This is a genomic window from Sphingobacterium sp. UBA6317, from assembly GCF_002440385.1.
GTDB classification, from domain to species: Bacteria; Bacteroidota; Bacteroidia; order Sphingobacteriales; family Sphingobacteriaceae; genus Sphingobacterium; species Sphingobacterium multivorum.
In genome coordinates this window covers 364,820-378,351 of the sequence record NZ_DJTD01000067.1, presented here as the reverse complement: position 1 = coordinate 378,351, position 13,532 = coordinate 364,820, and the positions used below count along the sequence as shown (strand labels likewise).

General features: G+C 39.0%; 13 protein-coding genes. 7 read left to right on the top strand and 6 right to left on the bottom strand.

The features are described 5' to 3' along the window. The first annotated feature begins 540 nt into the window (after positions 1–540). Positions 541–1,431, top strand: a complete 891-nt coding sequence (locus B3E92_RS23155; protein ID WP_244294465.1) for a DUF4886 domain-containing protein — start codon at positions 541–543, stop codon at positions 1,429–1,431. A gap of 7 nt (positions 1,432–1,438) precedes the next feature. Beyond that, positions 1,439–1,939 carry a DinB family protein gene (locus B3E92_RS23150; protein WP_145328157.1) on the top strand — a complete coding sequence of 167 codons (501 nt, stop codon included), beginning with the start codon at positions 1,439–1,441 and terminating at the stop codon, positions 1,937–1,939. 78 nt (positions 1,940–2,017) lie between these two features. Here the strand turns inward: B3E92_RS23150 and sucD are convergent, their stop codons facing one another. Both sucD and B3E92_RS23140 read right to left on the bottom strand, forming a co-directional pair. Further along, a complete protein-coding gene (gene sucD, locus B3E92_RS23145) occupies positions 2,018–2,890 on the bottom strand; it encodes a succinate--CoA ligase subunit alpha (protein WP_070564656.1) in 873 nt (290 codons plus the stop codon). Between the two features lie 90 nt (positions 2,891–2,980). Then, complete coding sequence (locus B3E92_RS23140) at positions 2,981–3,514, bottom strand: RNA methyltransferase (RefSeq protein ID WP_070564659.1); 534 nt, start codon at positions 3,512–3,514, stop codon at positions 2,981–2,983. 113 nt (positions 3,515–3,627) lie between these two features. Here B3E92_RS23140 and rpsT point away from each other — a divergent pair, with 113 nt between their 5' ends. Continuing rightward, positions 3,628–3,882: a 30S ribosomal protein S20 gene (gene rpsT, locus B3E92_RS23135; RefSeq protein ID WP_046671646.1), complete on the top strand. Its 255-nt coding sequence runs from the start codon at positions 3,628–3,630 to the stop codon at positions 3,880–3,882. 148 nt (positions 3,883–4,030) lie between these two features. Here the strand turns inward: rpsT and B3E92_RS23130 are convergent, their stop codons facing one another. Together B3E92_RS23130 and B3E92_RS23125 are read right to left on the bottom strand one after the other, a co-directional pair. After that, positions 4,031–4,882, bottom strand: a complete 852-nt coding sequence (locus B3E92_RS23130) for a 3-keto-disaccharide hydrolase (RefSeq protein WP_286774815.1) — start codon at positions 4,880–4,882, stop codon at positions 4,031–4,033. Positions 4,883–4,921: 39 nt separating this feature from the next. Continuing rightward, positions 4,922–5,755 carry an AraC family transcriptional regulator gene (locus tag B3E92_RS23125; RefSeq protein WP_075991193.1) on the bottom strand — a complete coding sequence of 278 codons (834 nt, stop codon included), beginning with the start codon at positions 5,753–5,755 and terminating at the stop codon, positions 4,922–4,924. 433 nt (positions 5,756–6,188) lie between these two features. Between B3E92_RS23125 and B3E92_RS23120 the strand changes: the two genes are divergently transcribed. Further along, entirely contained in the window at positions 6,189–7,685 is a 1,497-nt protein-coding gene (locus tag B3E92_RS23120) for a succinate CoA transferase (RefSeq protein ID WP_286774816.1), read from the top strand. 141 nt (positions 7,686–7,826) lie between these two features. On the opposite strand, the gene B3E92_RS23115 is transcribed toward B3E92_RS23120, so the two are convergent. Then, positions 7,827–8,552: a DNA alkylation repair protein gene (locus B3E92_RS23115; RefSeq protein ID WP_286898435.1), complete on the bottom strand. Its 726-nt coding sequence runs from the start codon at positions 8,550–8,552 to the stop codon at positions 7,827–7,829. A 16-nt stretch (positions 8,553–8,568) separates the two neighbouring features. Then, the gene (locus B3E92_RS23110; protein WP_145328159.1) at positions 8,569–9,066 is read right to left on the bottom strand and encodes a DinB family protein; all 498 of its coding nucleotides are present in this window, start codon (positions 9,064–9,066) and stop codon (positions 8,569–8,571) included. A gap of 315 nt (positions 9,067–9,381) precedes the next feature. Here B3E92_RS23110 and B3E92_RS23105 point away from each other — a divergent pair, with 315 nt between their 5' ends. The 3 genes from B3E92_RS23105 (at position 9,382) to B3E92_RS23095 (ending at position 13,494) form a co-directional block, all read left to right on the top strand. Further along, positions 9,382–10,428: an alpha-L-fucosidase gene (locus B3E92_RS23105; RefSeq protein ID WP_145328160.1), complete on the top strand. Its 1,047-nt coding sequence runs from the start codon at positions 9,382–9,384 to the stop codon at positions 10,426–10,428. A gap of 83 nt (positions 10,429–10,511) precedes the next feature. Next, on the top strand, positions 10,512–10,919 hold the full coding sequence (locus B3E92_RS23100; RefSeq protein ID WP_286898434.1) for an EthD family reductase: 408 nt from the start codon (positions 10,512–10,514) through the stop codon (positions 10,917–10,919). A gap of 184 nt (positions 10,920–11,103) precedes the next feature. Next, entirely contained in the window at positions 11,104–13,494 is a 2,391-nt protein-coding gene (locus B3E92_RS23095) for a PDZ domain-containing protein (protein WP_286898433.1), read from the top strand. The last annotated feature ends 38 nt before the right edge of the window (positions 13,495–13,532 follow it).

Sequence of the window (13,532 nt, the reverse complement as noted above, 5' to 3'; positions counted from 1 at the left end):
GTTTAAGTACTTCCGTATTTCCATGTACAGGCTATTGCATATCCTCCGCCTAGTGGTTATCGCAGCACAGGACCGTCGGTGAGCCTGCTCCATCGGAAGCTGTTCCGCAACTATCCTTTACTAGCCTTGTCAAACGCTATTGCTTTTCAGCAGTATCCTATAGCTGCATATCGACAAGTACAGCAAGAGCTACTCGTAATGATTTTAGGAATACTCCTGTCCTGCTACTAGCCTTGTCAAGCTATATTGTTTTTCGTCTGTATCGTATTGCAGTATATCAATTGGCCTTGCAGTAGTTACTTGTCATAACTAATTTTATATGTTATCTGACTGTTGGGAAGTATACTGGTAGTGGTTAAAGATATAGCTATCAGAATTACATGTTATACAGCTATTTTCCACTATTATTAAGTTTTATGAGCAGATATCCCTGTCCCAGCTGCTGTCTCGATAACTTACAGATGGGAGAAAATCTCCCTTTCTAGGTATATCATTCGTATTTCTACGAGATATTATCTAATTTAGTTGTTATTGCATTATATGATGATAAAAGTAAAACAGGTATTGGTTTTTGGTTTTTTAATCGTATTCTTTTTGAGGAATAATCGATTAAATGCGCAAAATAAGTCTTTGGATGATGGTGTGCTACGAATATTGGCCATCGGTAATAGTTTCTCGGAAGATGCTATTGAACAGAATTTATATGAATTGGCGAAAGCCGGCAAGAAAAAGATAGTGATCGGCAATCTCTATATTGGGGGAGCTCCTCTAAGTTTACATGTAAGTAACGCAAAAGATGATAAGCCAGCTTATCGCTACCGGAAAATAAATCTTGACGGGCAAATGTCCGAGAAAGCAAATGAGCGCTTATCTGAAGCGCTTATCGATGAGGCTTGGGATTATATTAGCTTTCAGCAAGCAAGTCCGCTATCAGGAGATTATGATTCGTATGCGAAGGATCTGCCACCTTTATATGATTATGTAACAAAACATATTCTATTTCCTGAAACTAAGTATATATTGCATCAAACTTGGGCATATCAGAACGGTTCATCGCATGAAGGTTTTGTTCGTTATAACCGTAGCCAAGATAGTATGTATAGGGCTATTGCCAATACTTCGCAAGAGGTGTTTAACTGGGGTAATTTCGATCTGTTGATTCCTTCGGGTACAGCTGTTCAGAATGCACGTTCGAGTTTTGTGGGGGATAATTTTACACGTGATGGTTATCACCTAAATCTGAACTATGGACGTTTCGTTGCTGCCTGTACCTGGTATGAGGCGTTATTCCATGAAAATATACTGAACAATACATTTTTACCGCTCAAAGTAACCTATGTAGAGGGAGAAATTGCGCGAGCAGCAGCACATAAGGCAGTGGAATTCCCCTATGCTGTTACCGTATTAAAAGATTTTCAATTAATGAACTAGTATTTATATGAGTATCAAAAAGAGCTATTTGATCGAATTGGATCACGAAACAAAAAATACCAAACGTATTCTAGATCGGATACCGGACGATAAATTGGATTGGCGCCCGCACGAAAAATCGATGAGTTTGGGCGAATTGGCTGCTCATGTTGTCGAGTTACATAACTGGGTACACAAGGCAATACCAAAGGACGTATTTGATTTTAAAGTAGATTATAAGCCTCTCAAAGTATCCTCTGTCGAAGAGTTGAAAACAATCCTCACTCTTGGACTGGAAGAGAACAAGGCAACACTAGCGGATATCGCCGAATTGGATTGGTTTAATGAATGGGTGCTTAAAGCTGGGGACCATGAGATTGCCCGTTTGCCACGAGCGGGAGCGATACGTTTTATTGTCAATAATCATATCGTTCATCATCGTGGTCAGTTGACTGTTTATTTGCGATTATTGGATATTGCTGTACCGGGCTTATATGGACCGTCGGCAGACGAAGCAATGTCTAGTTAATGTTGTCATCTAATTATTAGGTATAAAAAAAAGGGAATCAAATTTGATTCCCTTTTTTTTATATGCTCGATGGTCTAATTATTTAGCCAATTCTTCTGCGATTGCTTTTCCAATTTCAGCTGGAGATTCAACAACACGAATACCACACTCACGCATGATTTTCATTTTTGCAGCAGCAGTGTCATCTGCACCACCTACAATTGCACCAGCGTGTCCCATACGACGTCCTGGAGGCGCTGTTTGACCTGCGATAAATCCAACAACAGGTTTAGTACCGTGTTCTTTGATCCAACGAGCAGCTTCAGCTTCCATTCCACCACCAATTTCACCGATCATGATGATCGCTTCAGTTTCAGGGTCATTCATTAATAATTCAACAGCTTCTTTCGTTGTTGTACCAATGATAGGGTCACCACCAATTCCGATTGCTGTTGTGATACCTAATCCTGCTTTTACAGTTTGATCTACGGCTTCGTAAGTTAAAGTTCCTGATTTAGAAACAACACCTACATTACCTTTTTTGAAGATAAATCCTGGCATGATACCGATTTTAGCTTCGCCTGCAGTGATGATACCTGGGCAGTTAGGACCGATCAAACGAGAGTTTTTGTCGCTCAAGTAAGATTTTACTTGGATCATATCTTTTGTTGGGATACCTTCTGTAATACAAACAATCACTTCGATACCAGCAGCGGCAGCTTCCATGATCGCATCTGCAGCAAATGCTGGAGGTACAAAAATAATAGAAACATTAGCTCCTGTAGTGTCAACTGCATCTTGCACAGTATTGAATACAGGACGGTCTAAGTGTTGTTGACCACCTTTACCAGGAGTAACACCACCAACTACATTTGTTCCGTACTCAATCATTTGAGTAGCATGGTAAGTACCTTCGTTTCCAGTGAAACCTTGAACGATTACTTTTGAATCTTTATTAACTAATACACTCATTTCTTCTTTAAATTTTGCACACAAATCTACTATTTTGCTTTCTAAAATGGAAGCAATGTGAATAGGAATGTGACCTTTATTGATAAATTTTTAATTGAAATTGCGTTTTTGGATAAAATCCCAAAGAATAATGCCAATTGCGACAGATACATTTAAGGAATGTTTGGTTCCGTATTGGGGGATTTCGATGCAGGTATCAATTTTTTCCATGACATCTTCATCTACTCCATTGACCTCATTTCCAAAAATCAATGCATACTTTTTGTCATTTTCTGGTTCAAACTGATGTAACATAACACTATCATCTGCTTGCTCGATGGCAATAATGACATAACCTTCTGACCGAAGCTGATCAACAACAGCTGTGGTATCTTTGTGGTATTCCCAAGCAACTGATTGAGTAGCCCCGAGGGCGGTCTTTTCGATTTCGCGATGGGGAGGTGTGCCCGTAATGCCACACAAGTATATTTTTTCAATAGCAAATCCGTCTGCAGTACGGAAGGCCGAGCCCACATTATGCATGCTCCGTACATTGTCCATAACGATTGTGATAGGAGTTTTTTCTTGTTTTTTAAACGATTCAACATCTGTACGTTGAAGTTCATCCATCGATAATTTTTGCATGTCGCAAATATACTAAACCTAAAAAATAAAATAGATTTTGAATATTGAAAATAAGGTGTTATTTTTGCAGTCCGAATTACAAGAAAAAATTGAATAAAAATTAGCTAAAAAAAATGGCAAATCATAAATCAGCGATCAAAAGAATTAGAGCAAACGCTACTAAACGTTTAAGAAACCGTTACCAAGCAAAAACTACACGTAACGCAATCAAAAAATTACGTCACACTACTTCTGCAGAAGAAGCAAAAACATTGTTACCACGCGTAATTTCTATGCTTGATCGTTTGGCAAAGAAAAATGTGATCCACAAGAAAAAAGCTTCTAACAACAAATCTAAGTTAACAAAATTTGTTAACGGTTTAGCGTAAGCTTTTCGTATAGATATAGAGGGGTACAGCTCGCTGTATCCCTTTTCTTTATGTTATATACTTTGGATTTCTCTTTCCAAGCGAATGGTAAATAAAAAAGCATCGATATTCGATGCTTTTTTATTTTAAAACTGACTTGGAGTGTTTTTTATTGTTGCAAATTTGGAAGTAGCTCCGCGATGACCTTTTTCAATTTGTTGGGATCTTTCATGTAAGGTTCCAAATCGTAAAGTTCCACTTTTTTAAAGTCAATGGGATGACTCTCACTCTGCAGTGAAATAGTCCCCTTACTTAAAAACTGACCATCCTTTTTCACTTTAGGATCGAAACCACTTACATTGCCGCCACCAATTTGGGGTTTATTATACTGTAATACGACCTTGTTTTCAAGGATATGCTGCACAAGTGAGTCTCCCAATACTAAGAAATCAGCAGTTACCCATTGATCTCCAGCATAGGTTTTTGATGTTGAGCTGATGCAATGTGGTGTAAATAGCTTATTGTCGATTACAACGTTTGTGCCTGGTGTACAAAGGTTACTTGTGGTCCGTTCGTCCTTGCCATTTCCACCCAACAGTTGCCCTTCGATCGATATTGGAAAGTCTTGATCCACACCCATGGTATTAGGATCCTGTCCATGTAGCATGGCTCCGCTATTACGCCAGGCCCAACCTTCTCCACCATTTACCTGTTCACCAACAAATCTGTAAGTGACGCGCAATAAATAAGCTGAGAATTCTTTATTGTAGAATAGATGGCCATACTGAAAATTAAAATTATCATAACCATCATATCTTACTTTGAGTAAACCGTCTTCTACACGAAATGTATTTTTATAATTATCCCCAACTTTGTGGTTTCTGATTTTTGGGGTCCAGTTCTTCAAATCTTTCCCATTAAATAACTGAATGGGTTTGGGTTTCTTATCTTGAGATTTGGCAAATAAAGAAGTGCTGAGCAATAAAATTCCAGCACTATAAATGATATGTTTGAATTTCATCCTGAATTAGGTTTATTGACCTAAATTAGGTAAACATTTTTAAATAAGCAATTCTTTTTGTTTGACATATTCGCTTGGACGGATACCGACGACCTTATTGAATGTGTTACTAAAGGTGGGGAGACTATTGTATCCAACTTTGAGTGCAACTTCATTTACACTTAGTTTTTCGTCTAAAAGGAGCTTAAGAGCAGTCAGCATTCTGAGAATCGTGTAGTACTGGATAAAAGACATATTTAATTCTTTTTGAAATAGTCTGGCTAATGTACGTTCACTAATGTTAAATAATCCGGCAAGTTTTTTAAAGCTGACATTTTCCTCTATATTCTCTTCGAGGTAAGTAACGATATCCTTTAATTTCTGATGATTAGGATAGGGTAAGGCCAATGGAAGCTCATGCAGCGATAATTCCGGCAAGATAAGTTTAAATGCTGTAGCGATACTATATTTAGGTTCTTCGACCGGAAAGATATTGCCATTCCAGCGGTTGGTAAACATAATCAGCTCTATCAAAAGATCATTTACTGGATAGATTCCCATTTTGCTATAGAAGGGTGCGTCATTATTGGTTTTGGGAAAGTACAAATTACGCATAACGACCTCCGGTGTACTTGGATGAATACTATGTTTTATTCCAGCGGGAATCCACAAATAATGTCGGGCAGGTAGAAAATATGATTTTTCCTCTGTCTTAACAAATACGACACCGCCTTCTGTATATAAAAATTGGTCCTTATCGTGGCAATGTTCGGAAATATGATTCTCTGCAATAATGGCGTGGTGACAGTAAATGCTATCTTCAAATGAGTCTACTTCCGTCATATAATAACGGTTGACATATTTAGCATCTGTCGTTATATCTTGTGTATTCATTTTAACCTATAATACTATGTCACAAAGGTAAGACTTTTTTACTAGACCCCACCTTTACTTCTTGAAAGTGAGTGTATGCTTACGTTAAAATGGCAATTAATCGACGAGAGAGTTAGTCTTTACTTACTTTAGTTTTGCCTTTGTTATTGTAAGTTGTTTGTTATCAGTGTGATATATATTATCGATCAGTGTGATATAAAATATTTTTTTATTATGATTTGTTGTATATTTTTGATTTGTAGCGAGTTGTGTTTTTTTAGTCTCGTTTGGATAATTTTGTGTCGAATGGTAATAAATATGCAGTTTAAAAAAATGCTAAAATTGTTTGGTTAAGAGGTGGGAAAATATAACAAAGAACTTTACAAATAAGGGAAATATATAGGTTTCAATTTCTTAAGTTTACAATAATGGAATAAAATCAAACTATAACAATATGGCTTACGAAAGAATAAAAGTTCAAAGCTTACATGATAAAGTGATTACAGCGGAAGAAGCTGCTAAGCTATTTCAAAACGGAATGGTCGTTGGATCGAGTGGTTTTACTAAGGCTGGAGACAGTAAGGTTGTGTTACCAGCCTTGGCTGAACGTGCAAAAGTGGATCCATTGAAAATAACCTTGATTACTGGGGCTTCGTTGGGACATGGAACAGACGGTAAATTGGCGGAAGCGGGGGCACTATCCAAGCGGATGCCTTTTCAGGTAGATCGTATTTTACGTAATAAAATTAATGCCGGGGATGTGCTGTTTATTGATCAGCATCTAAGCGAAACAGCCGAATTGCTGCACAATAAGAATTTGCCTCAGGTGGATATTGCTGTTTTGGAAGTAGCAGCAATAGAATCAGACGGAAGTATTGTTCCAACGACTTCTGTGGGAAATTCGGCTACTTTTGCTGCATTGGCTAAGCAGGTTATTTTGGAGGTCAATACTGCGATACCGATGACGATTAAAGGGATACATGATATTTACCAAGCAGAAGATTACCCTCGCCGTAATGTTATTCCGATTGTAGCACCTGAAAATAAAATTGGGCGTAAAACTATTCCTTTGGACGCAAGCAAGGTGGTGGGAATTGTGTTTACGAATGAGCTTGATAGCCCAGCCGATATTGCTGAACCGGATACCAAAACTACAGCGATAGCGAAGCATATTTTACAGTTTTTCGAAAATGAAGTAGAGCTAGGTCATTTGTCAGAAAGCTTGATGCCCCTCCAAGCGGGTATTGGAAAAGTAGCTAACGCTGTTCTAACTGGATTTATACATAGTAAGTTCCGTAATATAACGATGTTTTCTGAAGTGTTGCAAGATAGTACCTTTGACCTTATCGATGCTGGAAAACTGGATTTTGCTTCTGCTTCTTCAATTACTGTTTCGGAAGAGTGTTATTCAAGAGTGTTCGATCATTTGGATCGATACCGCGATAAAATTGTATTGCGCCCACAGAACATTTCCAATACACCTGGACTGATCAAACGTTTGGGAATTATAGCAATTAATACAGCCATAGAGTTTGATATTTATGGAAACGTAAATTCTACCCATACTTCGGGAACAAATATCATGAATGGTATCGGTGGATCGGGTGACTTTGCACGTAATGCTTATTTGAGCATCTTTGTTACACAGGCAGCCTCTAAAGGGGATGCAATTTCTCATATTGTTCCTATGGTTTCTCACGTAGATCATACCGAACATGATGTCGATATTTTGGTAACAGATTATGGTTTGGCAGATTTGCGTGGTTTAGCGCCTCGTGAGCGAGCGAAAGTAATTATTGAGAACTGTGTACATCCCGATTATAGGGAGCAGCTATCAGACTATTATAACCGCGCTTGTAAAAGGGGAGGGCATACACCACATTTGTTAGAAGAGGCTTTTAGCTGGCATATTAATCTTCGTGAAAAAGGAACAATGAAAAAAGATCACTAACCGAGGGCGCGCGGTTACTTATAGATTAAATGTATAAAGAAAGGCGAGGCTTAATGGTAGACTTCGCCTTTCTTGATGTATAACTATCACAAAGAAAATCACGTATTCATTTTATTGGTTACAATGAGCCATTGTGGCTTCCTATTGGATCTGTTTAGCCCCCAATTTGTGGCGATTGAGACCAATCGTAATTTTTGTCCGAAACCATTGTTTGGTTTCTGGCGATTCAATTTCTTTACTGTAGCAAGTAACTAGCTTAGGGTGAAACTTTGCTATTGTTTTGGCCCCCCAGCCGATTCCTTTCTTCACGTGGAAATCTGTCGTGTTTGACAATGAAATCAGCAGCTTCAACAAAATGTCTACGAATGTGGCTGGTAGTCCCTTTTTTACAGCATAGTGCGTAGCTACACCAATGGTACGAACAATCCATTTATCAGGATGATGAGCTAATTCTTCTAATAATGGTATTGTCTTTTTAGGTGAAGTCAACAGCGCATGACCAAGTACGCGTTCGCCGATGATATCACAGACGTACCATTGATTGCCCATGGTTATATAGGTGCAGGCTTTATGGATGGATTCTTCAAAGTGTTCGGGGAGACGTTGCTGAAGAATTATTCCCGTTAAAACATAACTTCCCATTTCTGTTGTGACAATGAGACGATCTGTCAAGTGTAACTGCTCGGCCTCAGGCACGAATAGCATAATTTCCCTGGCCGCAAACTCCAGAAGTGGAAATCGAACTTTCTTTTTCAGTAAACACTCTTGTAAGCTTAATATAAGGCATTCAATACTGGATTGCTGTCCTTGCTGTTTCGCCGCTGCGACAATTTCTCGGATTTGTACTTTACTGGTAATTTGGTCCATAGCGCTGCTCGAATCCCTATTGTTGATCTTTATAAATATTCCAATAATTAAAGTCTGTCATTGGGGCATCCGCAATTCCAATAGCTCGGCCCATTGTAACGATCTGTCCCCTATGATATGTTCCGTGGAGGATCAGCTGTTGTATGTATTCGTACTTTGTGAAATCGCATTGAAACCATGGTGATTCCACTTTGATATTTTTTTCAAGATCCAACTCAGATAGCTTGTGTACATAATCCACAAGTTGAACTGAATTTCTTCTTAGTGCTTCAAATATTTCTTCTTTTGTGGTTCGCTTTTTTTCAAAATCGAAATCATTGCTTTCTGAAATGTGGCTCCACCAATATTCTTGTGTCTGCAAGATGTGGTTTAAGGTTTTCAAAATGGTCGGGAAGCTTGAAGGTACCTCCTGGTTAAGTTGGTCGTCCGATTTATCAGCCAGCCAATTGATGTATTTATTGACAACCCAGTCGTTATACTCGGCACTTTTTGTGATTAAGGTCTTTAAACTCATAATTTCAATCTATAGTATGGTTTTTAATGAAATATTTACTAAATATAAATCCTTTTTGGAAAGAATTTATATTAAATTTCATAGCAGATAGACTGTTTGAAAAGCTGCTTTGGAAGTTTTCATTTTTGTAAAATTGAGGCAGGTATAGCCCTATAAGCTAAGCGTAACTTCTTTGCAATAAATAAAAAGTGTTGTTCATATTTTTTATATTTATTTTGCAATAGCAGAATGGTTTAGCATTTGTCGAATGCGCAAGATACCAATAGAAGATTCGACAGCCGCTTGAGCTTGTTGGATTAACCAATTATAATAAATATGATAAAAGCAACGCATTGTATTCTTTCTCTACTAGCCATGTTGTTTATGAACATGGGAAACGCCCAAGTTAATAATTTACAGGAATCCAAAAAGGATTTTGATGAACGGATGCATTGGTTTAGGGAAGCAAAATATGGAATGTTTATTCATTTTGGGCTTTATAGTCAACTTGGAGGGATATATAAAGGGAATTCAACCAAAGGATATGCCGAGTGGATACAATCGGAAATGAATATTCCGAAGGCAGCCTATTCGGAGCTGATTAACACATGGAACCCCAAGGACTTCAATGCAGATCGTATTGTTCAATTGGCTAAGGATGCTGGAATGAAGTATATCGTCCTGACGACCAAACACCATGAGGGCTTTTGTCTGTGGGATTCCCCCTACACAGATTATGATATAGCTTCGACCCCAATGAAAGGAAGAGATCTCGTGCGGGAGTTGTCCACAGCTTGTAAGAAAGCTGGGATCAGATTTGGTACCTACTACAGTATTATCGATTGGCATCACGATTCGCAATATGTCGATCCCAATGGTAAAGGAGATTGGGGCCAGATCCTCATCAAGCCAGAACAGAAAGCTGCTTATATTCAATACATGAAAAATCAATTGAAAGAATTGGTTGTAAAGTATGATACTGACATCCTTTGGTTTGATGGGGACTGGGTGAACTGGTGGGATATGGCCGCAGGAGAAGATCTTTATCAATATCTACGCAAATTGAAGCCCTCTCTTATCATTAATAACCGCGTAGCAAAGCGTGATCAATTTAAGCGAGATTTTGGAACGCCTGAACAAGAACATCCTGGAGCGTTACTGGATTACGATTGGGAAGCCTGCTATACCCTGAACAATTCTTGGGGATATAAAAAATCAGATAATAATTGGAAATCTCCCACAGAAGTAAATACTAAGCTACGAGAGATAAATGAAAAAGGTGGAAATTTGTTGCTCAATATTGGACCTGATGCTAACGGAAACGTGCCGGTTGCTAGTAAAGAAATTTTGTTGAAAGCAGCCACAGAGCGCAAAAAGAACTAATCTAAGCAATATTCGCTGCTTGTTGACTCATGGCAAATGTTTTTGGAAAAAAGAGTGTTATTTAATCTTACTTATCAACAAATATGAAAACAAAGATCATTTTAGTTATGGTTTTGATAACCATGCTGTTGGGCTTTCAGTGCAATGTAAAGGCAGATCCACCTTTTCATAAAAAAGGGATGATCAAGGTATCGATTTTTTATCGTAATGGACCTGGAAAGACATTTGATTGGGATTATTATCTCTCGAAACATATTGCGCTTGTCAAAAAAGTTTACTGTAAAGCACTGAAAGGTGTAACCATTGATAAAGGGCTTTCGGGACGTAGCTCAGCAGAAGGTCCGATTTATTTGGCCATTTGCCATTTGTATTTTGATGCTGTTGCAGCCTATCAGGATCCTTTAAAAGAAAATGGGAAAAAGTTTGCTGAAGATTTTCCAAAGTACACGAATATTGCGCCAGAGGTACAGATTAGTGAAGTGATTCAATAGACCCTTCGTTAATTAGGCGAAATACTATTGTTTTGTGAAATATAAATCTGATTGAATGAAACACGAACTGAAAAAGTCGTTTGTGCATAGCAAACGACTTTATTTTTATGGACTTATAGACCTAACTATATAGCAGGTTTATAGTCGATGTAATCTAGCTAAAACTATATGAACGATTAAAATTATGAAGATATCTTGTATGCTATTTCCTAAATTATTATTTATTGGCCTTACCGGTGTCACTTCGCTTAGTGTGCATGGGCAACAGGCTGGCTCGGTCAAACGTATTTATGTCAGTACAAAAGGAAGTGATAGAAACCAAGGAACTATGGCCAGTCCCTATGCCACAGCTGAAGCCGCATTGCGATCGGTAGAAAAACAGAAGCAAGGGAAAAATACACCAGGCATCGAAATCATCTTTATGGCAGGCACCTATCAGCTGGATAAACCGATTGAATTGTCTGCTGGGATATCGGGTACAAGAAGGCAACCCTTGCGGATTAAAGCTGAGGATGGAGCACAAGTTACGCTGAGTGGTGCCAAATCGCTTAACCTCAAATGGAAACAGGGCGATCATGGTATTTGGGAGGCTAAGGTCCCAAGAGGATTAAACTTCCAAAGTCTATATGCTAATGATAAGCATCTTGTCCGAGCACGTTATCCAAACTACGACCCCACTGTCTTGCCATTTCAAGGCTATGCTGCAGATGCATTAAGTCCCGAACGTGTTGCAACCTGGAAAAACCCTAAGGGGGGAATTGTACATGCTTTGCATGCTGGTCGCTGGGGAGGATTCCATTATAAGATTACCGGAAAAGATGGCTTATCAACAGTTACACTTGAAGGTGGACAGCAAAATAATCGTCCCAGCAAAATGCACGAGACCTATCGCTTTGTAGAAAATATCTTTGAAGAACTCGATACCTTTCAGGAGTGGTATTTGGATGAGGAGAAGGCACTCTTGTATTATATGCCTGCTAAAGGAGTTGATCCCAACCAGCTGAAGTTTGTAGCGCCACAATTGGAAAATCTAATCTATCTTTCAGGTTCATCTTCCAGACCAGTGCATGATATTGAGGTTAGTGGCCTTCGCTTCATGCATACTGCTCCTACCTTTATGAAAACAAGCGAACCACTCTTACGTAGTGATTGGACGATCTATCGACAGGGAGCCGTAAAGATTGAAGGTGCGGAAAACTGTATCTTCCGCGCGAATGATTTTATCGCTTTGGGTGGCAATGCAATATTTGTTAATAATTACAATCGCGGGGTCAAAATCGAAGGCAACCGGATTGAACAGATCGGTGCCGGAGCGATCAATTTTGTAGGAGATCCAGCAGCAGTACGCTCACCGGAATTTCGATATGAAAAATTTGTTCCGTTTGACCAAATGGATACCATCAAAGGGCCAAAAACCGATAATTATCCTATGGACTGTGAGGCGAGTGACAATCTGATTCATAACATTGGATTGATCGAAAAACAAGTAGCAGGTGTACAGGTCTCTATGGCTGAATCTTTACGAATTTTGCATAATACCATTTACAATGTGCCTCGAGCAGGTATTAATGTAGGTGATGGAACCTGGGGCGGTCATGAGATAGCTTACAATGATGTTTTTAATACAGTCCTGGAAACCAGTGATCATGGAGCCTTCAACTCATGGGGGCGCGACCGATTTTGGCATCCCAATCGAAAGGAGATGGATGAACTGACGGGGAAACATCCCAATTTAATATTGCTGGATGCAGTCAAAACAACTAAAATTCATGATAATAGATTTCGCTGTGATCACGGTTGGGATATTGATTTGGACGACGGATCGTCCAACTATGAAATTTACAACAATCTTTGTTTAAGTGGGGGACTAAAACTAAGAGAAGGATTTTATCGCAAAGTGTATAACAATGTGATGATCAACAATGGTTTTCATCCACATGTCTGGTTTCAGAATAGTCACGATGTATTCCGTAATAATATTGTGATGGAGTCCCATCAGGATATACAGGTCAAGTATTGGGGGGAAGAGGTAGACCATAATATCTACGGAAGGCAGGATGACCTAGACAAGGATCGGGCGAAAGGCATAGAAAAACATGGTCGTGTTATTCAATTGAACTTTACGAATCCTGCAGATGGCGATTTCCGATTGAAGAACTGGAAAGATCAGGATTTTAAAAATTTTGACATGCTGCATTTCGGGGTTATGAGTAAAAGACTTAAAACTCTTGCCGCTAGTCCTGAAATACCTCAGTTGATCCAATCCGAAGCAGAGGAACAGGGGAGCAGATGGGCCTGGAAGTCGGGCTTATTTAAATCAGTGGAGACTTTGGGAGAGCAGTCGGCTGCGGGCCTACCCTCGATAAACGGCGTGCTGCTACTTCAGTTGGATGAAAAAGGCAATCTTTATAAAAGCGGTTTGCGTGTCGGTGATGTTGTGTTGAATTACCAGGGCGAGAAAATAGATCAATTAATAGACTTGCAACAAGCGATTAAAAAGCATGTACACGCAGACCAGCCGAAGGTGTTAATTTTTAGAAACCAACAGCAGCAGGAATTAACGCTGCAGCTGTAGCAAATAGTTTTTATTTCCATTAGGACTATTGAGCATCT